The 22,947-nt window shown below is 54.5% G+C and carries 20 protein-coding genes; 8 read left to right on the top strand and 12 right to left on the bottom strand.

Going from position 1 to position 22,947, the window contains the following annotated elements; translation table 11 throughout:
- Position 1: 1 nt before the first annotated feature.
- Entirely contained in the window at positions 2 to 1,135 is a 1,134-nt protein-coding gene (locus tag QT231_RS09780) for a Fic family protein (RefSeq protein ID WP_308336711.1), read from the bottom strand.
- Between the two features lie 190 nt (positions 1,136 to 1,325).
- Between QT231_RS09780 and QT231_RS09775 the strand changes: the two genes are divergently transcribed.
- Entirely contained in the window at positions 1,326 to 3,707 is a 2,382-nt protein-coding gene (locus tag QT231_RS09775; protein WP_308336710.1) for a DUF4238 domain-containing protein, read from the top strand.
- Positions 3,708 to 3,865: 158 nt separating this feature from the next.
- Here QT231_RS09775 and QT231_RS09770 read toward each other — a convergent pair whose 3' ends face one another.
- The 3 genes from QT231_RS09770 to guaB all read right to left on the bottom strand — a co-directional run bounded on the left by QT231_RS09770 (position 3,866) and on the right by guaB (position 8,193).
- Positions 3,866 to 4,873, bottom strand: coding sequence for a PIN domain-containing protein (locus QT231_RS09770; RefSeq protein ID WP_308336709.1), 1,008 nt, complete (start codon positions 4,871 to 4,873; stop codon positions 3,866 to 3,868).
- A gap of 177 nt (positions 4,874 to 5,050) precedes the next feature.
- Positions 5,051 to 6,628, bottom strand: coding sequence for a glutamine-hydrolyzing GMP synthase (gene guaA, locus QT231_RS09765; RefSeq protein WP_308336708.1), 1,578 nt, complete (start codon positions 6,626 to 6,628; stop codon positions 5,051 to 5,053).
- 95 nt (positions 6,629 to 6,723) lie between these two features.
- Complete coding sequence (guaB, locus tag QT231_RS09760) at positions 6,724 to 8,193, bottom strand: IMP dehydrogenase (protein WP_308336707.1); 1,470 nt, start codon at positions 8,191 to 8,193, stop codon at positions 6,724 to 6,726.
- Between the two features lie 170 nt (positions 8,194 to 8,363).
- Here guaB and QT231_RS09755 point away from each other — a divergent pair, with 170 nt between their 5' ends.
- The 3 genes from QT231_RS09755 to QT231_RS09745 all read left to right on the top strand — a co-directional run bounded on the left by QT231_RS09755 (position 8,364) and on the right by QT231_RS09745 (position 11,388).
- A complete protein-coding gene (locus QT231_RS09755) occupies positions 8,364 to 8,954 on the top strand; it encodes a DsbA family oxidoreductase (protein ID WP_308336706.1) in 591 nt (196 codons plus the stop codon).
- 4 nt (positions 8,955 to 8,958) lie between these two features.
- Positions 8,959 to 10,308 carry an exodeoxyribonuclease VII large subunit gene (gene xseA, locus QT231_RS09750; protein ID WP_308336705.1) on the top strand — a complete coding sequence of 450 codons (1,350 nt, stop codon included), beginning with the start codon at positions 8,959 to 8,961 and terminating at the stop codon, positions 10,306 to 10,308.
- 66 nt (positions 10,309 to 10,374) lie between these two features.
- Positions 10,375 to 11,388 carry a hypothetical protein gene (locus tag QT231_RS09745; protein WP_308336704.1) on the top strand — a complete coding sequence of 338 codons (1,014 nt, stop codon included), beginning with the start codon at positions 10,375 to 10,377 and terminating at the stop codon, positions 11,386 to 11,388.
- Positions 11,389 to 11,462: 74 nt separating this feature from the next.
- Here the strand turns inward: QT231_RS09745 and QT231_RS09740 are convergent, their stop codons facing one another.
- The 4 genes from QT231_RS09740 to QT231_RS09725 form a co-directional block, all read right to left on the bottom strand.
- On the bottom strand, positions 11,463 to 11,606 hold the full coding sequence (locus QT231_RS09740) for a hypothetical protein (RefSeq protein WP_308336703.1): 144 nt from the start codon (positions 11,604 to 11,606) through the stop codon (positions 11,463 to 11,465).
- A 70-nt stretch (positions 11,607 to 11,676) separates the two neighbouring features.
- Positions 11,677 to 12,816, bottom strand: coding sequence for a DUF3618 domain-containing protein (locus tag QT231_RS09735; protein WP_308336702.1), 1,140 nt, complete (start codon positions 12,814 to 12,816; stop codon positions 11,677 to 11,679).
- Positions 12,813 to 13,250: a phage holin family protein gene (locus QT231_RS09730; protein WP_308336701.1), complete on the bottom strand. Its 438-nt coding sequence runs from the start codon at positions 13,248 to 13,250 to the stop codon at positions 12,813 to 12,815. Before QT231_RS09730 ends, QT231_RS09735 begins: the two co-directional genes overlap by 4 nt.
- Before the next feature lie 21 nt (positions 13,251 to 13,271).
- Positions 13,272 to 13,883, bottom strand: a complete 612-nt coding sequence (locus tag QT231_RS09725; protein WP_308336700.1) for a hypothetical protein — start codon at positions 13,881 to 13,883, stop codon at positions 13,272 to 13,274.
- 503 nt (positions 13,884 to 14,386) lie between these two features.
- On the opposite strand from QT231_RS09725, the gene QT231_RS09720 reads away from it, so the two are divergent.
- A complete protein-coding gene (locus QT231_RS09720; RefSeq protein ID WP_308336699.1) occupies positions 14,387 to 15,241 on the top strand; it encodes an SDR family oxidoreductase in 855 nt (284 codons plus the stop codon).
- A 202-nt stretch (positions 15,242 to 15,443) separates the two neighbouring features.
- Here the strand turns inward: QT231_RS09720 and QT231_RS09715 are convergent, their stop codons facing one another.
- A complete protein-coding gene (locus QT231_RS09715) occupies positions 15,444 to 16,319 on the bottom strand; it encodes a MurR/RpiR family transcriptional regulator (protein ID WP_308336698.1) in 876 nt (291 codons plus the stop codon).
- A gap of 162 nt (positions 16,320 to 16,481) precedes the next feature.
- On the opposite strand from QT231_RS09715, the gene QT231_RS09710 reads away from it, so the two are divergent.
- On the top strand, positions 16,482 to 17,807 hold the full coding sequence (locus QT231_RS09710; RefSeq protein WP_308336697.1) for an aspartate aminotransferase family protein: 1,326 nt from the start codon (positions 16,482 to 16,484) through the stop codon (positions 17,805 to 17,807).
- Positions 17,808 to 17,842: 35 nt separating this feature from the next.
- The gene (locus QT231_RS09705) at positions 17,843 to 18,409 is read left to right on the top strand and encodes a carboxymuconolactone decarboxylase family protein (RefSeq protein WP_308336696.1); all 567 of its coding nucleotides are present in this window, start codon (positions 17,843 to 17,845) and stop codon (positions 18,407 to 18,409) included.
- Between the two features lie 37 nt (positions 18,410 to 18,446).
- Here the strand turns inward: QT231_RS09705 and argA are convergent, their stop codons facing one another.
- The 3 genes from argA to QT231_RS09690 form a co-directional block, all read right to left on the bottom strand.
- The gene (gene argA, locus QT231_RS09700; RefSeq protein WP_308336695.1) at positions 18,447 to 19,760 is read right to left on the bottom strand and encodes an amino-acid N-acetyltransferase; all 1,314 of its coding nucleotides are present in this window, start codon (positions 19,758 to 19,760) and stop codon (positions 18,447 to 18,449) included.
- A gap of 187 nt (positions 19,761 to 19,947) precedes the next feature.
- The gene (locus QT231_RS09695) at positions 19,948 to 21,213 is read right to left on the bottom strand and encodes an anion permease (RefSeq protein ID WP_308336694.1); all 1,266 of its coding nucleotides are present in this window, start codon (positions 21,211 to 21,213) and stop codon (positions 19,948 to 19,950) included.
- Positions 21,214 to 21,223: 10 nt separating this feature from the next.
- Positions 21,224 to 21,904 (bottom strand): TIGR00153 family protein, encoded by a 681-nt coding sequence (locus QT231_RS09690; RefSeq protein ID WP_308336693.1) that lies wholly within the window; start codon positions 21,902 to 21,904, stop codon positions 21,224 to 21,226.
- A 137-nt stretch (positions 21,905 to 22,041) separates the two neighbouring features.
- On the opposite strand from QT231_RS09690, the gene QT231_RS09685 reads away from it, so the two are divergent.
- Positions 22,042 to 22,941, top strand: coding sequence for a CYTH domain-containing protein (locus tag QT231_RS09685; RefSeq protein ID WP_308336692.1), 900 nt, complete (start codon positions 22,042 to 22,044; stop codon positions 22,939 to 22,941).
- Positions 22,942 to 22,947 lie beyond the last annotated feature (6 nt).

Genomic DNA, 22,947 nt, shown 5'->3' with positions numbered 1-22,947 from the left:
ACTACAAGGTGCCATCCACTGTTCGCCCAATCAGCACCGAATAACGCGTGCTGCGCCCACCGCCGGGTAGCTTATAAAGGCAGCCTTTTTCCAGTAGCTCTGCCAAATCTCGTGTGGCGGTAGCTTTACTTACTTTGGCCAACGATTGGTACTTGCGGGCATTGATGCCCTGCTCAAACTCCTCCCCTACTGTATCTAATAAGCGGTTCAGCACTTTGATTTGCCGTTCGTTCAGCACGGTGGTGGCATGGCGCTGCCAGAAGGTGGCTTTCATTAACACACGGTCGATTCTTAACAGAGCCTGCTCAAGCGCCTCTTTCAGCGTATCCAGAAACCACAACAACCAAGGCGTAATATCGAGACCGCCTTTCTGAGCGGTTTCGAGGTGATCGTAGTAAGCATTGCGGCGCGCCATAATGGCCGCGCTCAAGGAATAGAACCGCACGGACTGCCGCTCTGCTTGTGCCAGTGCGCGATCTGTCACCGCGCGGGTGAGGCGACCGTTGCCATCATCAAAGGGGTGCAAGGTAATCAACCATAGATGTGCAATACCGGCGCGAACCAGCGCATCAAGCCCCTTAGGCGGACGGTTGAACCAAGTAATAAATGCATCCAGCTCAGCCTCCAACTGCCCACGGGGCGGTGCTTCAAAATGCACATTGGGCCTATCAAGCCGCCCCGACACCACTTGCATAGGATGATCGCCACGCAGCTCGCCTACACGTATGTTGCCAAGCACGCCGGGGCCTTGCACAAAAAGCATGGACTGCCACAGACAAAGCTGTTCGCGGGAAAGAGGCTCATCCAACTGGTGGGTGGATTGCAGCAATAGCTCGACCAACGCCTCAGACTCCGGTGTTGTTTTGGTGGAGACACCGGCCTGTTCTAATCCCAACTGGCGAGCAACGGAAGACCTCACGGAGCCAACGTCCAGGCGCTCACCTTCGATTTCGCTGGTACGAATAGCATTCTGGATCAGAGCATCCATCTCCACTTCCAGATCCGCCTGACCGTGTGCAGCCTCGGTTTTACCCAACACCCTCCCCTGCAGTAACCGCACGGCATCCAGCGTAGGCCGAAGAACGGATTCGTCCCACTCAAAATGCGGCCAATGTCGCTGTTCCCAGATATACATGAGCCGATTGCCCCGCCTATTCAGATCATATTATGAGCCGATTATGAGTTATATTCGGCTCATAGGCTAGTGAAAGGGATTGCCAGAAGATAGAGAAATAGGCTCAATACTAGCAGTGGTCACCCCGAAGGCACTGTTCTGTTGGGTATACGAATGCGACATATATAAAATTAAAAAAGGTGGCAATAGAATGACAAAAACTAAAGATAACCACTACATACCACAATGGTATCAAAAGGGCTTTATGGATGAGCGTGACGATCAGCTCTGTCATCTAACTCGCCGAGAGATTGATCTTCCTAATGGTGAATTGAAAATCTACCATTCAAAGAAATGGCATACTTCGGCACAGAAGTTCTATGAGCAGCATCTTTATACAACATTTTTTGGCACTGAAGTTAATGACGAAATAGAGCGGAAGCTATTTGGCCCTATCGACGATAATGGTTCCAAAGCCGTTCGAGCATTTCTGACTGACGATCAGTCACAGTGGCACTATAACTTTGAAAACTTATTTACGTATCTCGATGCTCAGAAGCTGAGAACGCCTAAAGGTTTGGAGTGGATAAGGAGTAAATATCCAGAGCTAAACCAAGTGCAGCTTATGATTGAGATGCAATCGTTACGGACTATCCATTGTACATTATGGGCTGAAGGAGTTAGGGAACTGGTTTCAGCGGAAAATTCTGACGTAAAGTTTATCGTTTCAGACCACCCTATAACTATTTACAATTACGCCTGCCCTCCGGATTCTGAGCTTTGCAGCTATCCAAATGATCCTGATATTGCGTTAAAGGGATCGCAAACGATATTTCCATTAGATAAGAATCGCTGCCTAATTCTGACCAACCTCGAATACGCTAGGGACTCTGAAAACACAAATCCACTAGAGCAGCGAACCAATGCGACTCGCATGCGTCGCAGCATGGTCAACTCAATTGAGTTTATCAATACTCGCAAGATGACTACCGATGAAGTTACGAAGATTAACCACATCATCAAAAGCAGAGCTAAAGCATCAGTTGCGGCTGGCAGAGAAGGATGGCTATATCCTGAAAATGATGTGACTTGCAACTGGGATGAGTTACGACACTTCCTGTTACCCTCACCGAATATGCTATACCGATATGGTGGAGAAATGTATGCCCAGTTTGAAGATGGCACTGTCCACTATCAAGATATGTTTGGAAGAACAACACCTCCTAACAAACATCTTAATAAGGATATAGACGAAGCCAGATTAGGCCGTAACGACTTGTGTGGTTGCGGTAGCGGCAAGAAATACAAGAACTGTTGCCGAGATGTTGCGCCTGATTTGCGAACAACATGGGCCGTTGCCAGTATTCGAGAGAGAAACGTAGCATTTTGCAATTGTATCCGTGATGTTCTTGGGCTTGATAGCGGCAAAACCTGGCTGGACGTTAGGAGAGAGCTGTCTGAAGTCCAGATTAAGAAAATTTATGGTTTCTACTCAACACTATGGCCTCGTGAGACCGATATTTACTCGCTGCTACCCAAACCAGACGGCAAATTTCGTGGGCTGTACACAGGTCCATTAGATATTCGAGTGATTGGTAAAAATGCGTTGCCAATGGCATCAATATTTGATGAATTTCTAATTGAAACTCCCGTTATCAATCCTAACAACGTCAGGCAAGAGTTTAGACCAACCGAATCACCTGGAAGCTATAAATATCAGTCACTTAAGGACTTCATGTTCATGCTCCAAATGGAGCCATTTATTAAACTTGGCTTGGTTAATCTCGTTCCTGACCCAAGCGAATTTGATTTGCCGCTCATGAGGGCCATGATGGAGATGGCCAAAGATAGAGGTCATAAAGAGGAGGTTCTATACGAGTCGGATCGTCGCCTACATTTTCTAATGACCACGGAGGACTTATTAAATTCAACCGCCATGATGCCAAGAGATACAAGAATTCAGTTGATGATAAGAGAATTTGGCTTAGATGAGAAAACTGCAACGCAGACTATTACCGAGCTAGAATCTACAGCTGAAGATTCACCGTTAGTGATGTTACAGCAAGTTGAGCATAAAAATAGCGGCCAAGTCATAAATTTCCGCATGGGACCTAATTACGAAATGGCACTATTAATGGCTCAAGTAACCGGCTCTGTTTTGGTTACGGATAGTTGTTCGAGATGGCAGGAATTAATGTCTGCGCAGCATAGGAAGCAGGGAATTGTGTCTTACCCGTGGAATGAAGCTTTTGACCACTTTGGCATGTTACCAATTGACGAGCAATTCTTGGATAAATATAGGAAATCCGAAGGGCATTTTGCTACAACTAGACACTTACTAAAAAAAGCTGACTGGCTGGTCTTGAACAATAATCGTAATTCAGCTCAATTGGCGAAACTGGTTGATCAAGCGTCTAAATTTTCGGAGCGACTTGGACAGGTTTCTGAACCACTGAGAGTGGAGCGCTTGAGGGTTTCGAGCCCAGAGGGAGGCTTCTATGATGCCAATGTACAGCGTTTACTTGTTCGCTCTAGTTGTTTGAAATATAACCAGCAAGTCAGGTCCGTTTACGGCATAGATGTTAACTATTGAAAATATACCTTAATTATTATGAACGCTCGATTGAATTGCACAATCCAATCGAGCATCAGAAAATAAGACTTTTTCATATACATCAAGTGGTTACAAGACATACGGATACACAACGATCTTAATTGGACTCGCTATCACGAGAGATGAATCAATCTTACTTAAGTATCAAGCATATCCCACTCATCACCCAAGACCCATCGCAATGCAGAGAGCTTCCCATTGAGCATTCCCCATTCAAAGTCACTCCAAGGGCCAGTATCTTCATATTTGTCTCTGACCCGTTGAGCTGCAATTTTTGCTTGGCCGAGGATATTTTCGTGGATTACATTATTGCCGTAGCGGTTCGTGCCAGCGGGGATGATTTCTATATCCCCATTCTCTAGGTCATATATCATATTCATGTGGCGATTATACCAAATTTTATCGAACAACTCGTCCATCGCGGCCATGATTTCCTGAAGCCCACGCGTCTCGTCTTCCCAAGCGAAGCTATACTCATAGTGGAATTCTTCAAAATCGAGTAAATCTTCAATGGCAGAGCTTGTGGAGTTAAAGAATAAAGAGGTGCTGTCGTTAAAAATATCTGCGAAATCGTCGTGTGGCTGCCTGTGATCTTTGCCGGAAAAATCTGTGACATTATGAGTAACAAATCTAAAGGTTTCGTACTCGCTTACGTGTGACGCCCTAAACTCGTTGAAAGCCTCAGCTAACACTGCATCAGCAACACTATTCTTATGCTTATGAAATGGTGCTTTCTTGAGAATAGCTCGTTCTGCTGCTCGAATTTTTGCAGAATCAGAAATTGTAATTTCACAAGCCATATCAAAAAGTTTGAAAACACGCTGCACTGTGTTGTGTGTTGCCTCGGAAAGAATAGGTAACCTGTGATTAACATCATTTAAAGCTTCGAGCGCCGCCTCTTTACCTTCTCCACCGAATGATTCAACCACTCCTCTAACTACACGAAATTCACTTGCGAGCCGCTTACGAGTCGCTTCAACTACTTTATCTTTATTTCGTTCATATTCGGTACGAATCAGATCGGGCAGTAAGATTTGAATGCTGCCACCCTCTACTAGGTGCTCTAAAGCAGTAAGCATTGGCAGTTCGGCTTTCTGTGATGACATATCAAGCCAAACACATGTATCGAGCATTATTAGATGCATTACAGCTTCCGTTAATTATTCTGTTTAATCACGTCAACACGCCCATTACAATCTACATTGCCAGAAAAACAGAGTGATAGGCGATCAAATAAGCTGACCAAAAAGACAAAAAGCCCGTATACACGGGCTTAAAGTTTATCGTATGCATTTTCAATGCAGCCTATTTTGGCAGTTCAATCACTCCCACTCAATAGTAGCAGGCGGCTTACTACTCACATCATAAGTCACCCGAGAAACCCCCGCCAACTCATTGATAATCCGGTTGGAAACCTTCTCCAGCAGCTCATAGGGCAGATGCGCCCAGCGGGCGGTCATGAAGTCGATGGTTTCGACTGCGCGTAGCGCGATAACCCATTCGTAGCGGCGGCCGTCGCCGACGACGCCGACTGACTTGACCGGCAGGAACACGGCAAATGCCTGGCTGGTTTTTTCGTACCAGCCGGAGGCGCGTAGCTCTTCGATGAAGATGGCGTCGGCGTCGCGGAGGATGTCGGCGTACTCTTTCTTCACTTCACCGAGGATACGCACGCCCAGGCCGGGGCCGGGGAACGGGTGGCGGTAGACCATGTCGTAGGGCAGGCCGAGTTCCAGGCCGAGTTTGCGCACTTCATCTTTAAACAGTTCGCGCAGCGGCTCGACCAGCTTGAGCTTCATGGTTTCCGGCAGGCCACCTACGTTGTGGTGGGATTTGATCACATGGGCTTTGCCGGTTTTAGAGGCTGCGGATTCGATCACGTCCGGGTAGATGGTGCCCTGGGCGAGGAACTCGACGCCTTCAATCTTGCTGGCCTCTTCATCGAACACGTCGATAAAGGTGTTGCCGATGATTTTGCGCTTGAGCTCCGGGTCTTTCTCGCCTGCCAGCTTGCCGAGGAACAGGTCTTCGGCGTCTACGCGAATCACCTTAACGCCCATGTGCTTGGCGAAGGTTTCCATGACCTGGTCGCCCTCTGCTTTACGCAGCAGGCCGTTGTCGACGAATACGCAGGTTAGCTGGGTGCCAATCGCTTTGTGCAGCAGCGCCGCCACTACAGAGGAATCCACACCGCCGGAGAGGCCGAGCAGTACGTGGCGGTCGCCGACTTGCTCGCGCACGCGCTGTACCTGGTCTTCGATGATTTGCGCGGGCGTCCAGAGTTTTTCGGCTTTACAGATATTCAGCACGAAGTGCTCAAGAATACGCTGGCCTTGCAGGGTGTGGGTCACTTCCGGGTGGAACTGTACGCCGTAGAACTGCTTCTCTTCCCAGGCCATGGCGGCAATCGGGCAGCTTGGGGTAGAGGCCGTCACGGTGAAGGTATCCGGCGCTTGAGCCACCTTGTCGCCGTGGCTCATCCATACGTCCAGCAGGGCCTTGCCGGAAGCGGTGTCTACGTGGTCTTTAATGCCGTTAAACAGCGCGTTATCGACGTCGATTTGGATCTGCGCGTAGCCGAACTCGCTCTGTTGAGAGCCTTCCACTTTACCGCCCAGCTGCTCGGCCATGGTTTGCATGCCGTAGCAGATACCAAACACCGGCAGGCCCATTTCAAACACGCACTGGGGCGCCCGCGGGGAGCCCAATTCGGTCACGGATTCCGGCCCACCGGCCATGATAATGCCGTTGGGGTTGTACTCGCGGATCTCTTCTTCGGTGATATCAAACGCGCGGACTTCGGAATAAACGCCGATCTCGCGAACGCGGCGGGCGATCAGTTGGGTGTACTGGGAGCCGAAGTCGAGAATCAGAATCTTGTGGGCGTGAATGTCACTCATGGCGGGGTCTCGGTTAAGCGGTGTGGGTGCCGCTGGTAAGGCCAAAAAGCAAGCGGCGGGGCAATGCCCGCCGCCGTATTATCTAAACGCGTTGGTTAGCTCACCCGGTAGTTGGGCGCTTCCTTGGTGATCTGCACGTTGTGAACGTGGGATTCGTTAAAGCCAGCGCCGGTAATCTGTACGAACTCCGGCTTGGTGCGCATTTCCTGAATATCGCGGCAGCCGGTGTAGCCCATGGAGGCGCGCAGCCCGCCCATCAGTTGGTGGACGATCGCCGCCATCATGCCTTTATAGGGTACGCGGCCTTCGATGCCTTCCGGCACCAGCTTCTCGGCGCCTTCGCTCTTATCCTGGAAGTAGCGGTCGGCGCTGCCTTGGTTCTGCGACATTGCACCCATGGAGCCCATACCGCGGTAGGCTTTGTAGGTACGGCCCTGGTAAAGCTCGACTTCGCCTGGCGCTTCTTCGGTACCGGCCAGCAGGCCACCGACCATCACGGCGCTGGCGCCAGCGGCAATAGCTTTGGCCAGGTCACCGGAGTAGCGGATACCGCCGTCGGCAATCAGCGGGATATCGAACTCTTTGAGCGCTTCGGCCACGTTGGAAACCGCGGTAATTTGCGGTACGCCGACGCCTGCCACGATGCGCGTGGTGCAGATTGAGCCAGGGCCGATACCTACTTTAACGGCATCCGCGCCGGCTTCGGCTAATGCCTTGGCAGCGGCGCCCGTGGCGATGTTACCGCCAATTACCTGAATGGCCGGGAAGTTCTCTTTGATCCAGCGTACGCGGTCAATCACGCCTTTGGAGTGGCCGTGGGCGGTATCGACGATAATCACGTCTACGCCTGCTTCGGCCAGCGCTGCAACGCGATCCGGGGTTTCCGGGCCGGTGCCTACCGCTGCGCCGACCAACAGACGACCGTCGCTGTCTTTGGCGGCCATCGGGTAGGTGCGGGCTTTTTCGATATCCTGGAAAGTCACCAAGCCACGCAGGTGGAACTCGTCATCGACGATCAGCATTTTTTCGATGCGGTGTTCGCGCATCTTGGCTTTGCTGGTTTCGAGATCGGTGCCTTCCTTGACGGTCACCAGGCGCTCGCGGGGGGTCATGATGTCCGCTACGCTGTCACCGTGGTTGGGCTGGAAGCGCATGTCGCGCTCGGTCACAATACCTACCAGGGTTTCGCCTTCCACCACCGGGAAGCCGGAGAAGCCGTATTCACGCGCCATGGTGAGCAGGTCTGCGAGCTTGGCTTTGGGGCTAACGGTAACTGGGTCTTTCACAATCACGCTTTCGTGCTTTTTGACCTTGCGCACCTCGGCGGCTTGCTGGGTCATGGCCATGCTCTTATGGATGATGCCGATGCCGCCTTCCTGGGCCATCGCAATCGCTAGACGCGCTTCGGTAACGGTGTCCATCGCGGCAGAGAGGAGCGGAATATTGAGCGAAAGATTGCGGGTAAGGCGGGTTTTGAGGCTGACATCCTTGGGGAGAACATCGGAGAAGCCGGGAACGAGGAGTACGTCATCGAACGTTAGTGCTTCTTGGGCCATACGTAGCATAGCGGCAACACCCTGATTGAGAGGAAGTGGGGCGTGAAAGGTTAATCCCCCATTATAGCTTTTTGAGGGCCTTCCCAGCAATGCAGTCAGGCTGTTGTGCATATACCAATTGCTAATGACGTATGCTGTTAGGCTGATGGCTGGCCATTTTTACTGTTCAAGGAGGCATTTTGTCTCAGCAGATTATTGTCTACACCGATTACGTTTGCCCCTTCTGCCTGCTGGCGGAAGAAGCAATTGCCCAGGCAACCAAAGGCCTGGACGTGGAAATTCGCTGGCGCCCCTTTGAGCTGCGCCCTGCCCCGGTGCCCACGCTAAAGGTGGAAGACCCCTACTTGCCGAAGATTTGGCAGGATTCAGTTTACCCCATGGCCAAAAAGCTCGGCGTGCCCATTACGCTGCCCAATATTTCGCCGCAGCCGCGTACCGACAAAGCCTTTGAAGTATTCGCCATGGCCGAAGAGCAGGGTTTGGGCCACGCCTACTCCATGGCCGCTCTGAAAGCCTTCTTCCAGCAGGAGCGCGATATCGGCGACCCGGAAGTGCTGGCAGATATTGGTGAGTCGGTGGGCCTTGAGCGCCAAGCGGTACTCGATGCACTGGCCCAGGGCAGCTACCGCGAGCAGCATCAGGCGGCACAGCGGCATGCGGTGGAAGAGGCGCTGATTCAGTCAGTGCCCACCTTGGTCATCGACGGTGAAATGATTCAGGGCGTGCCCGACCCCGACGCTCTCAAACGTTTTCTGATCGAGCGCGGGTAATTCTATGGCTTCCCCCACTCCGCAAACCCTCTCCGTCAGCCAACTCAACCAGCGCGCCAAGCAAACCCTTGAGCGCGATGTGGGCGAGGTGTGGGTGGAAGGCGAGCTCTCCAACGTCTCCCGCCCCGCTTCCGGGCATGTCTACTTCACCCTGAAGGATGATCGTGCGCAGATTCGCTGTGCGCTGTTTCGTCAGAGGGCGCGATTTGTCTCGGCGCCGATGCGCGACGGGGATCAGGTCAAGCTGCGTGGGCGGGTATCGTTGTTTGAGCCTCGCGGCGATTACCAATTGATTGCCGAGGCCGTTCAGGCCGCGGGCCTGGGCGAACTGCTGGCGGCCTTTGAGCGCTTAAAAGCGCAGTTGGAAGGCGAAGGCGTGTTTGCCAATGCGCGCGAGCTCCCCTTTCCGCCGCGCAAGCTTTTGATTTTAAGCTCGGCTACCGGCGCCGCTATTCGTGATGTGCTAGCGGTGCTAGAAGCCCGTTGGCCGCTGGCAGACGTGACGCTGATTCCCGTGCCGGTGCAGGGTGCGGAAGCCGCCCCGGCGATGATCTCCGCCCTGGGCCTGCTTAACCGTCAGGCGCGGCTAGACCCCGAGCGGGATGTAATTTTGATTACCCGCGGCGGCGGCAGCCTGGAAGACCTGTGGGCGTTTAATAACGAGCACCTGGCGCGGGCGATTTTTCACTCCCGGCTGCCGGTGATGTCGGCAGTGGGTCACGAGGTGGATGTCACCCTGGCGGATTTTGCCGCGGATATGCGCGCCCCTACCCCATCAGCCGCCGCCGAACGCCTGGTTCCGGATCAAACCACCCTTAAGCGCCAGCTTGAGCACCAGCACAGCCGCCTGCAGCGGGCCATGCAGGCGCGTTTAGAGCGCGACAGCCAGCGGCTGGATACCCTGCGCGCCAGGCTGCGCCACCCGGGTGAGCAGCTCAACAGCCAGCGCCAGCACTTAACCGCCCTCAATCAGCGCTTAAATCGCGCCATGCAGCTAACGCTCACCCAGCAAAAAGCCCAGGTAACGCAATTAAGTAGACGCTTAGCCAGCCAGGATATGGCCCGGTTACATCGCGCGGAAAACGAGCGGGTAAGCCAGTTACAGCGCCGTTTAGGCAGTGCCATGCAGCGCCAGCTGGAAACTCGCCAAACACGCTTATCCAGCGCGGCCCGCGAGCTAAACGCGGTCAGTCCGCTGGCGGTGCTGGGGCGCGGCTATGCGATTGCCCAGGATGAGCAGGGCCAGGTTATTCGCCGCGCGGAAGATACCCAGCCCGGCCAGAAGCTGAAACTGAAGCTGGGTGAAGGCAGGCTAAGCGTGGAAGTTAAGCGGCGTCTAAAGTCCGGGGGTTAAAGACCGGGGGTTAAAGTCCTAAGTTAAATGGTCGATATCTTCTTACAATGAGGAGAGGATACCGCCATGAAGATAGGATTTTCGTCATTCACGTTTATTAACCAGCGTCAGGATAAGCCGCAGTTTTTAGCCTCTACCCGCGTTGAACCGCAGAAGAGAGAGCCTGCCGCCGCGCCTGCGGAAGACGACCCGTTCACCAAGCGCCTTAAAAAGCAGCGGGAAGCGTTGGAGAGCCTGGCCTCTTTGCCCACGCCCAAGGAAGCCTCCCAGCAGCAGGCCACTCAGAAAGTGGGCTTTTTGCGCCAGCGGATTGAAATGCTCAAAGCGATGATGGCCTTTGCCTCGCCTGAGCAGCTTAAAAACATGGCCAAGGAGCTCAAGAGCATCGCCCGCGAGCTGGCCGGTGCGGCGAAACTATTGAATAGCCAAGGTGGCGGTGGTGCTGGCATGACCGCTGTCCCGTCAGTGGTTTCAACGCCAGCGGTTTCATCGACTGCAGCTCCATCAACAGCAGCTACAACAACAGCAGCTCAACCGGCAGTGGCGCAGGTCAGCGGGGCCGAATCAGCCGCGGCACAGGCGGGTGGCGATGAAAGCGCCCAGGCAACTGTTTCAAGTGAAGCGCAGCAAGCCGAAACCAGTGCGCAAACAGCCGAGGAAGATGCTGAGAGGAGTGCTGAGGAAAAGGCTGAGCAAGAGGCCGAGAAAGCAGCGGGCGAGCCTGAAGGCGATGAATCTACCGAGCTCGGCTTATTACCTAGCCTGCCCAACCTGATTCAAACTGAAGATAACCGCTCAAAAAACAGTGGCCCCAGCGCTAGTGAACACGCACTACGCGGCGTACTGGCGGACGCTCAAAAAGAGCTGCGTGAAGCCGTTAACGAACTTAAGATTCGGCTGAGAGAGGAAGACAAGGAAGCCCGTCGCGAGCTAAAGAAAGCTGAAGAAGCCATGGAAAAGACGGATCAAGCGATTGCGGCATCAACCTCTGAGGCGCTCTACTCCTCATTGGGGCAGCTACTGCCTACCTCGCTCAGTGAGGTTTCCGTATCAACGGTTTCAATCAACATAGAGGTTTAGCGCCAATTGAAAAGGCGCTACCCGAAGTAGCGCCTTTTCTGTTTAGACTTGCTCTAAACACTGCTGCATAAGCGTTATTGCTTGGAGTCTCTGCCTGACTTTTTATCGTCATCGGACTCTGGATTCACATGATGGGTATCCGGCATCGGATTGGCCTCATCGTGATGGTCATCCTGCTCTTTAGGAGCATTTTTGTCTTTCTCGGGTACTTGAGTCATCGCTTACTCCTTACCGTAGGTGGTTGCCTTGGTTTCTTCAGCCCCGGGGCTAAGCGGCCAAATAGGCGAGTTAGGGCGTGCGGTTAGTGCCCGACCCTTGCGTATTGCCAGAGGGCGTACTCGAACCCGCTAAGCCTGGGCTGTGTCTTTCAGGGCTGTTTTGCTCAGAGCGCTTGTCCTCAGAACGATTGTTTTCAGAACCGGGCCGCTCTGACCCTGAGCGTTCACCAAAAGGAGTGGGTGAGTCTTTTAGCCCCGTTTCCCTGTCCTGCGGCGCGTTTACGTTAGTGCCGCTGACGTTAGTGCCGCTTGTCTGCGTATCTTTATCCTGTTGCGACTCGCCCTTATACGACTCGGCTTTTTCGTGAATAGAGTGCTGAGCTTTATCCATTTGCTCTTGCCCTGTCTCAGCGGCCTTATGCAGAACCCGATCACGATACTCGCCCATATACTCGTCTTCTTTCTTGGTGGCGGGGAAAATACCACCCAAGGCCGCCCCCAGGGCGAACCCTAGCGCGCCAGCCACTAGCGGATGCTCCTGAATAAAATCGGAAGCCTGGCCCTCGGCACGGCGAGCTCGCTGCCCCATATTGTGCAAATTGTTGTGAGTACCATGCTGTAGATGAGACGTGGAATCTCGCATGTTATCCCCCAGGTGGTGGGCCTTATCGCCCCACTGCTGTGCCGTTTGTTTGGCTTTCTGACCGAGGTGTTGAGCAGAGTCTTTGGCTTTATGGGCCATCTCACCCATACGGCCTTGGCTGTCGCTTGAGTGCTCAGTTCCACCGCCTCCAACTGGCTGGGCATGCATAGCGGCATTAGGGTGGGTGCCCTCATGGATAGGAATACCCGGCGAACCGTGAGCGCCACTCGTATTCGATGAAGGCTGTCCACCTGTATAAAAGCGCTGGTCAAGATTAGAAGCGTACTGCTGCTGGCTTCGATTAGGCTGGCGCTGTGACAACATCATCCAGCCCAGCCCCGCCGTGGTAACCAGAAATGGCAGCGGGTTCTGCTTAATAGTGGTTCCCAAGTTAGCCACGAATTCATTGGCACCGCCATGGCGCAGATACTCGTACGATGTATTCAGCAACTGCTGAGGAGAGAAGCGCTCTTCGATCTCGTTCAGCGTGGTATCGAGGCGCTCACGGGATTGATTGATATCCTTTTCAATCTCTTCTGGGCTCCGCTGGTTGGCATGATCCGTCATTTCAACTCCTCCTTGACGTTGTGCTGATGCTTCTGGGCAACCGCCTTATCACTATGCAAACTACTCATCGTCCGCGTAGGCACTAAATTGCGCGCCTGGAGCTTCTTTTGGCCCGCTTTGAGCATGATGATGCCAATAACCGTCACCACGCCACCCACAATCAGCGCCGACAGCCAGGGAGTGGTGTCAGGCGGCAGTATTTCATTGAGCAGAAACACCGCTGCGGCTAGCAGGGTTAAAAAACCACCTAACAGCACCGCACCGGCAATGGCGATAGAAGCGATGCCCGCCATAGCCTCGTGGGTTTTTTCTGACATCTCGGTCTTGGCAAGCTCAGCTTCATTGCGCACCAGTGAGCTAATTTCTTGCATCACCGTTGAGAGTAGCGAGCCAACTGACGAGCCTTGCGACGTAGATTTGTTTTCCGAATCCATTCTTTACCTCCCGGCCCCTGGTTAGGGCATTCCATTTTCACGACCCGATGCGCCTACTGCCCCATTACCTGGAACGGAGCTGCCAGAAAGGCTTGACGCCTGACTGACTGGTGAGGACTGCCCGGCAGGTACGCTTTCCTGCATCGGAAGCCCCGAAGAGCGATCATCTGTCGCATTTGAATGATGTGGGTGCGAGTCGTCCCTATGCGAGTGCTGGCTTGAACTACGCAGAAAACGCGTTGCTAAAAAGCCGGCTGCAATCAAACCACCCATAAATAGCGCGGGTTCCCGGCGACTAAAGCTTTGCGCTTCATCGCAAACGTTGCGTAAATCTTTGTCACGCAAGTTGTGGGAAAAACGCTCGGTGGTATCAGCAAACTTTCTCGCTTGTTTCGAGAAAAAGGGCTGCTGCTGGTTATCAAACTCTTCAGCCATTTTTTGCAGAACACTGGTCATCTTATGCGACTGTTCCGCAGCATAATCGCGCTGTTGGTTAAAATAGCCTTCAGCTTGGTGTTGGGCCGCCTCCCCTACCTCATGGGCGGTTTCTCGCCCTTGCTGCTTGAGCGACTCCGTTGAGGAACCCTGTTGGCTGGGAGAGCCTGGATTAGGCTGTTTTCCTTGATCGGTCATCTGTCACTTCCTCCTTGTCGTCTCACTTGTCAGCATCCGTGGTGAAACAAAATCAACGTCAGTGCACATCTACAAGGTGCAATCAATCAGAACCCTTATGAGCTTAAATAAAACAAGCCATAATACTTAACTAATTACACTGCATTACTTAACAGACGCGCCACCTATAAAAACATAGCGGGCATTAGCTTATTGTCAATTGATAGCCACTCAATTCCTGTATAAACATTTATTTTATTAACATAGGTTATTAAAAAAAGGTTATAAAACATAGAATTAATACATAAAAGAACCTTGAATATAGGCATAAAGATAAACATCTGAAAGGTTCTCAAAAGACATCCTCACCCGCGCTGGGGTTTGCTTATTTTTACGCCTTTGGTCTACGTTTAGGGGTGACGCTCGCCCGAGGAGTGGGTAGGCGTCAAATGGCTCAAACAGTATCTATCCGTTTGTGTGGATTCTGTGCCAACCGTTTTGTGCCAACAATGGAGTGACCGCACATGAGTGATCAAAAGCAACCTCCCCAGCATCAAGACAAGCAGCCGGGCGACGAGTACGCCATGCGCCCAGAGCCTGAGTATATCCGCGACAGCTACCGCGGCGCTGAGAAGCTGTTGGATAAAGTGGCCATTATTACCGGCGGCGATAGCGGTATTGGCCGAGCGGTGGCGGTGCACTACGCCCGGGAAGGGGCGGACTGCACGATTGCCTATTTAGATGAAGATACGGATGCCGAAGAGACCAAGCGACTGGTAGAAGCAGAAGGTCGCCGCTGCTTAGTGTTAAAAGGCGATGTAGCTGAACCAGAGTTTTGCCGCGATATTGTTAAGCACACCCTCGACCACTTCGGCAAGATCAATATTGTGATCAACAACGCCGCCGAGCAGTACGACTGGGACGACATTACCGAGATTCCTGATGATCAATTGCTGCGCACCTTCCAGACCAATATCTTCAGCCACTTTTATCTGACTAAATCCGCCCTGCCGCATCTCAGCGAAGGTGACACCATTATTGCCACCTCATCGATCAATGCCTTTAAGGGCAACGATACGCTGATTGATTACACCGCCACTAAAGGCGCCATTCAGGGGCTGGTGCGTTCGCTGGCAATGTCGCTGATGGATCGTGGTATTCGCGTGAACGCCGTGGCGCCGGGGCCTGTGTGGACACCGCTGATTCCGGCCAGTTTTGAGGATGAGAAAGTGGCGTCATTCGGCGGTCAGGTGCCTATGAATCGCGCAGGCCAGCCCAGCGAAATGGGCCCTGCCTATGTCTATTTGGCCTGTGAGGAGTCCTCCTATATGAGCGGCCAAACACTGCATCTGAATGGTGGCGTTATCTTAAATACCTAATACCTAAGGGTTTCTTATTAAGATATAGCGCACGCTAACGGGGCGGCCTTGGGCCGCCTTTTTGTCAGAATGCGTTTGCTCCAAAATATTCCCGCTCGGGGATATTTAATCCTAACAAGGCGAAGAGACGACTGATTATTACCGCTCGGTAATAATCGAAGGATTTACCGGACAATGAGGCTGGGTTAACAAATCTCGCTTCTCACTGCCGCCTGGGGTTAGCGGTCGAATAGGTATTGAGATGCGAGAGGTGATCATCCGCCTGTTGCAACGCCTCTAGCGTCTTAGGCCGGTCGAATTCCGCCAATAAGGTGCATAGTACTTCAGAGACAGCTAACGCAGGGGTTAGCGTATGGAAGAAGCTGTCGCTTTCCGTAGGGCAAAAGATAGCCTGCTCTGACAGCGCTACCAACGGCGACACCTCACTATCGGTGATCGAAACAATGCCCATACCCTTCTCTTTTGCCAATTGGGCCAGTTCTAGCGTCCCTGTTGCATAAGGCTTGATGGAAATAACCAGCATAACGTCTTCCGGTGTCGCACGAATTAACGCGTCTCCGCCGGTTCCCCCCGGCCCATCCAGGTGAACCGAACGCTCGCCCAGCAAGGTCATCACGTAATGGAAGTGCCAGGCAATGGTATGGCTGGAGCGTAAACCTAGCACATAGACCTTTCTCGCTGACCTCAGTCTATCGGCGGTGGCTTCCAGCCGCCGGAGCGTATCGGGCTCGCAGAGTTTAGCAAGTTGGGCACTCAGCCCTTGAAGCATATGTAAGGCGATATCGCTTTCCTGCGTTTCACTGCCTTCCTCTACCCGCTGGCGAACCTTGGCGGCAAAGCCATCGCCGCCCTGACGCAGCGCCGCCGCATGCTGCGCCCGAAGTTCATCGTAGCCTGGCAGCCCCAAGTGCTTTGCCAGCCGGGTCATGGTGGCGGGTTGTACACCCGCTAAGCGTGCCACCTCGCGCATGGAGACCAGCGCTACTTCCTCGGGATGCTCAAGCACATAGCGAGCCGCCTGTTGGAGCTGCGGTGACATGGCATCGTAATGGGCAATTATCTGCTCTCTCAGCGACATAGGCGGTTGCTCTTTTAGAAATAAGCGGTTGGTTCTTTGAAAACATGATCCATATGTTTCATTATACATTAAAATGATTTATTTGTTGTAAGCGTCTCTATAGATGTGTCAATCTCCTTGTTATATGAATTTCTCACCGTTTGATAATGAGGGTCAGGGGCTATGACGCGTATTCTTCACCGTGGTATCGGCGGGGCACTGCCCCATGCAGCGTCGGCGCAGGGTGTCTATATCACCGATACCACGGGTCGGCGCTACCTGGATGGATCGGGGGGTGCAGCGGTTACCAGCGTCGGTCATGCCCACCCGGAAGTGCTGGCCGCCATGCGCGCGCAGATCGATAGCCTTTGTTACGCCCATACCGCTTTTTTCACCACCGATGTCGCCGAAGCGCTTGCTGAAAAGCTGGTAGATTTAGCCCCGGCCGGGCTGGATTACGTCTACCTGGTATCGGGCGGGTCGGAGGCCGTTGAAGCGGCTTTAAAGATGGCACGGCAATACTTTGTCGAGATTAATCAGCCCCAGCGGCGACACATCATTGCCAGACGCCAGAGTTACCACGGCAACACCATCGGCGCATTGGCCACCGGTGGCAATGCCATGCGGCGCCAGCAGTTTCAGCCCATTCTGCCCGAAACGCACCACGTATCGCCCTGCTATGCGTATCGCGACAAAGGCACCGATGAGACGCCAGCAGCCTACACGGCACGGCTCGCCGATGAGCTTGAGGCAAAGATTCTGGCGCTAGGCCCCGACGAGGTCATGGCGTTTGTTGCCGAACCCGTCGTTGGCGCCACCTTAGGGGCGGTCGCCTCTGAGGCGGATTACTTTAAACGCGTGCGGGCTATTTGCGATAAGTACGGCGTGCTGCTGATCCTCGACGAAGTGATGTGCGGCATGGGCAGAACCGGCACCGTCTTCGCCTGCGAACAAGATGGGGTAACGCCTGATATCGTTACCATCGCCAAGGGCCTGGGGGGCGGCTATCAGCCCATCGGCGCGGTGATGCTATCGGCCAATATCTACGCCAGCTTCGCCAATGGGTCTGGGCTGTTTCAGCATGGCCATACCTACCTTGGTCACCCTGTCGCCGCAGCCGCCGCCAACAAAGTGGTTGAGATCATTGCACGACCAGAGACACTGGCGAACGTTAATGCCATGGGGGCGAGGCTGCAGAGCGGCCTTGAAGCAGCGCTCGGCGAATCACCCCATGTGGGCGATATTCGCGGCAGAGGCTTATTTCGCGGGATCGAGCTGGTGGCGGATAGGGAAAGCAAAACGCCTTTCGACCCGGCTCGCAAGCTTCACGCAAAGATCAAACGCCAGGCCATGGCGCGTGGCCTGATCAGCTATCCGATGGGCGGCACTATTGACGGCATTTACGGTGACCACATCTTGCTGGCACCGCCCTATATCATCGAGCCTAGCGAAGTCGATCTGATCATTGAGCGTATTGCCGAGGCCATCGACGCCGCCATCGCAGAGTGATGATGAAATAACAACTATCTGAAAGGAGCTCGCCCATGACATCGTCTCCCTGCCCGCCTGTTTCTGACGCCGACTGGCCTGAGGAAATCGCTCCTCTGCGCGAAGATTTTGCTGGTGCACTCAACGTCTATCGCACCATGGCACACCACCCAGCCCTGCTTAAAGCGTGGGCGCCCTTGCGCCAACACGTTGTGAAGGAGAATGCGTTAGGCCCGGAGTTGACCGAAGTGGTGATTCTACGTGCAGGCCTGCGTATGGGCTCAGCGTACGAGTGGGCCCACCATGTTAGTCGCGCCCTCGCTCTGGGGTTTCCCGAGGCCCGCATCAATGCCATTCGCGGTAACCCCGAAGGCGTGGATGGGCTTATCGTCAAGGCCGTGGATGCGTTGCTCGACGAGCGCATGCTGGCCAAGAACCAGGAAGCAGAACTTGCCGAGGCGATCGGGCGCAAGGCGGTGATCGACCTGATCGCCATGGTGGGTTTCTATTCGGTGCTGGGCTATTTGCTCAAAACCTACGACACACCGATTGATGAGAATATTCAACGAGAAGCGCAAAAAATGCCGGCGCTGTTTTCAATAGCGCCAGGCTCCAGCTCATAAATCAGCTGTGCTAACGGTTCCCCCTTTTAAAAGCGGGTTACGTTAGTTGCTTGACCAGTACCTTCGATTTGCGGGCGTGATTGTAAGTTTCGCGTTTCAGTGGCGGTAGGTCTTCCAGACTGGCGGCACGGAAGCCATGCTCCACAAACCAGTGGGCCGTGTGGGTTGTCAGCACGAATATTTCCGTTAAACCGCGCTGGCGGGCGCGGCGCTCCATGGCTTCGACCAAGCGCTCGCCGCGCTCGCCGCCGCGGTAGCTGTCGTGAACCGCCACGCAGGCCAGCTCGGCAATGCTGGTATCAGTGAACACGTGCAGCGCCGCGCAGCCAATCACCATGCCGTCGCGTTCGATCACCATGTAGTCATCAATTTCGTGTTCCAGGCGCTCCCGGGAGCGCGCCACCAGCATGCCCCGCCGCTCTAGCGGCTCCAACAGCTCCAGCAATCCCGCCACATCATTGAGCGTGGCCGGGCGCAGCTGTTCGTAGCGGTGCTGGGTGATCATGGTGCCCACGCCGTCGCGGGTGAACAGCTCACCCAGCAAGGCGTCGTGGTTGCGCCAGGAGAGCAGGTGCGTGCGTGCCACGCCTTCCCGTGCGGCAGTGCAGGCGGCCTGTAAGTGGCGGGCTAACTCGCTGCCTGGAACGGCGTGGGTTAACCTCGGCTCCGCCTCCGCTGGGGATAGCTGGCGCAGCAGTGCGCCGTGCTCATCTTCTAAACCTTCCGACTCGCCGAGCAGAATCAGCTTATCGGCTTTTAGGGCCACGGCGGCGTGCTGGGCAACTTCTGAAGCGTCCAGATCAAACACCTCGCCGGTGCTGGAGAAACCCAGCGGCGGCAGCAGCACCAGGGAGCCCTTTTCCAACAGGCCTTCAATGGCGCTGGCACGCACCCGGCGCACTTCACCGCTGTGGTCGAAATCCACGCCTTCGCGCACGCCTAGCGGCTTGGCGGTCACCAGATTGCCGGAGATTACGCTGAGCTCGACACCGTGCAGCGGCGTGCTGGGCAGGCCAAGGGAGAGCCGCGCTTCTAACCATAGCCGCTGATGAGCAGCGACCTGCTCCACATGGGCCATCACCGCGCGGTCGGCGACCCAACGGCCATCGATACGGGTGGGTTCAACGCCAGCGGCGGTGAGCGCTTCATGCACCTGGGGGCGAATGCCGAATACCACCACCAGGCGAACGCCCAGGGTATGTAGCAGAGCCAAATCCTGAATCAGCTGCTCCCCTCGGCCAGACGCCATGGCTTCGCCTTCAATTAAGATGACAAAGGTTCGCCCCCGGTGGGCATTAATGTAGGGGGAAGCGTTACGAAACCAATCAACAAAGGGGAAGCGCGTATCCAAGGGCCGCTCTCCGGCAGCAGGTGAAAGAAAAACCAAGCATCTACCACATCCAATCAGGTTACTTTACCAGAGCGCAAAAAACAGCGGCACCTTCTAATGTAAATCTGCTCAATCTAATGCAGATAAACATGAAGATGCCGCTGTGATGTTACCGCTTGGCGACTTCTAAACGCATCCGAGCCTGTTGTTAGCCGAACATGCCCTTGAACATAAAGAAGAACAGAATCGCCAGGCCCGCGCCCGCGGGTAGGGTAATCAGCCAGGACATCACAATGGTGCCGATAACCCGCAGGTTCAACGCCGCCATCCCGCGCGCCAAGCCAACGCCCAATACTGCGCCAACGAGGGTATGCGTGGTCGAAATTGGCAGGCCTGTTCCTGAGGCCAACACCACCGTGGTTGCCGCTGCTAAGGTAGCGGCAAAACCGCGACTCGGCGTCAGTTCAGTAATGCCGGTGCCTACTGTGGCAATCACTTTATGGCCGTAAGTGACCAAGCCCACCACGATACCGCCGCCGCCCAACACCAGCACCCACCAGGGCACCAGCGCTGCGCTATCAATCACGCCTTCGCTACGCACCACACTAATGACCGCCGCCAGCGGGCCCACCGCATTGGCTACGTCGTTAGAGCCGTGAGCAAAGGCCATGGCGCAGGCGGTGAAGATCATCAACACACCGAACACACGCTCAACGTTGGCATAACCGAAATGGTCGCTGGCGTTCTGTACGTATTTGACCCGCCGCTCCATCACTACGCCCAGCGCCGTAATGATCAAGCCAATCACAATGGAGATAAGCAGGCTCTGACTAAAGCTTAAGTGCAGGCCGATGTGCTTCAACCCTTTGGTCAACGTCACCATCGCGACGATAAAGCCGACCAGGAAGATATAGCCTGGCACATAGCGTTTGGCCGCGGCAAAAGGGTCGTCGTTTTCAAAAATCAGGTGATGAACCGACTTGAACAACACGAAACCGATCGTACCGGCAAGCAGCGGCGAAACAATCCAGCTAGAGGCTATTTGCCCAACTTTGCTCCACGCAACCGCATCAACACCTAGTCCCACGGCGCCAAACCCGACGATAGCACCGACAATTGAGTGGGTGGTAGACACCGGCCACCCACGGGAAGAGGCAATCATCAGCCAAATGGCGGCAGCTAACAGCGCCGAGAGCATCCCGTAAACCAACAGTTGGGGGTTATCCGCCAACAGTACGGGGTCAAGCATTCCCCCTCGAATGGTCGCGGTGACTTCACCACCGGCCAACCAAGCGCCAAGGAACTCAAAAATAACTGCGATAAGGATGGCTTGCTTGATGGTAATCGCTTTCGACCCCACCGAGGTTCCCATCGCGTTGGCGACGTCGTTGGCACCAACGCCCCAGGCCATAAAAAAACCAAACACACAGGCCAGGATGATAAAGATTTCACTGTGCTGGGCAATAATCAGCATGGAGGTCCCCTTAGCGGGCAGTCAGGATCTGCAGACGGCTACCCACGCGCTCGGCGCGGTCGGATAGTTCACCCACCCACTCAATGATCTTGTAGAGAAAGATCACATCCACGGGCGGTAGCTCGCTTTCAAGCGCAAACAGCTGGCGACGAATGGTGATCTGTTGGTCGTCGGCCTGGTGTTCGAGGGTGTGCAGCTCGCGGATCATTTTCTGCATCACATCGGAGACGTTTTTGCCAAAGCCAGACTCCAGCAGATCCTTAAGCTCTTCCAGCGCTTGGCGCGCTTGCGCTACGCAGGCAACGCTGGTGCGGATGTAGTTGCACATCGGCTCAGCCAGCTCAGCCGGCACGCGCATTTTACGCCCCAGCATAATGCCGGTAATGTCACGCACCTTATTGGCGATCTTGTCCTGTACGCTGATCAGGTCGAGCAGATCTGAGCGGGAGACGGGCAGGAACATGGTGTTGGGCAGGTTCAACCGCAGCTCGGTTTTCAGCGTATCGGCGTCGTGCTCTAAACGGGTGACGTTTTCGCGCAGCTCTGCCGCTTTGTCCCAGTCGTTGGCTAGGGTTGCTTCAAAAAACGGTAACAGCTGATCGGCGCACTCATTCGCCTTGACGATATGGGCCAATAGCGGCTGGAATGGCGAGCGGCCAAACATCGAAGAAAAAGGATTGGAGGTAACCATAATGCCTTTTAGCCTATTTTCGGGGAGCCGGGAAATGGCGGCGCCAGTATAAAGAGTGCGCCCGCCGCCGTCATGAAAAGTTCATAAATGTAATCAAATATTCATTTAAATGTCACGATAACGAGGTGGCTAGCGTCATGAAAAGTCTAAATCCCATGGAAGTGGAGCTGAAATTAGCCCTTGCCCCTGCAGGGCCTGCGGCGCTTGCTCAGCACCCCCATCTCGCTTCTCACCCAGCACGTAAGCAATCGCTGACCAACACCTACTTTGATACCCCCCAGGGCGATTTGGCCAAGGCACGCATTGCGCTGCGCCTGCGTCAGGTAGACGGCCAGGTGCTGCAAACGGTGAAAACTGCTGGGCAGGGTGGCGGTGGGCTCTCGCAACGCGAAGAGTGGGAGTGGCAGGTGACTGGCCCTCAATTGGATCTCGCTTCAATTGCCAAACTCCCCCCTTTTCAAGGTGAGCTTAGCGGTGTGCTGGATGCCCTGGCACCCCAACTTAGCACCGATTTCACCCGCCGTAGCTGGCAGCTAAAAGAGAGGACACCAGGCCAGGAGAGCCATATCGAGCTGGTGTTGGATGAAGGCGAAATTATTAGCGGTGGCTACCGCACGCCAATTCGCGAAGCAGAGCTGGAATTAAAAGGCGGCGAGCCGGAAGCACTGTGGGCGTTGGCCTTAACGCTTGCTGAGCAGGTGCCGCTGCGGCCTTCGGACAGCAGCAAGGCATCCCGTGGCAATGCCCTTAGCGCTCAACACTGGCCGCTACCCGAAGCGCACTCCCCGGCGGAGTGGCTGCACCGTGCCACGCTGGCGCTGGACGCCTACCATGACAGCCAGCAAGCCAGCTTTCTTGGCGATGCCCAGCAGGCGCTGAGCATCCTCGCCAACCACCCCGAACTGAATGACACTGCGCGCGGTTATGCCCAGGCACTTTCCAGCGGGATCGATGCGCACGGCCAGCCCAGTACGGCCTACGGTAAAGCGGCGTTAGCACTCGCCCATCGCTTGGCGCTCCAAACCGCGCTACGCTAACGGATA

Source organism: Halomonas sp. SpR1 (assembly GCF_031010175.1).
Classification (GTDB): Bacteria; Pseudomonadota; Gammaproteobacteria; order Pseudomonadales; family Halomonadaceae; genus Vreelandella.
Note: the sequence above shows the minus strand (reverse complement) of the source record. Positions and strands in the feature narration are given on the sequence as shown.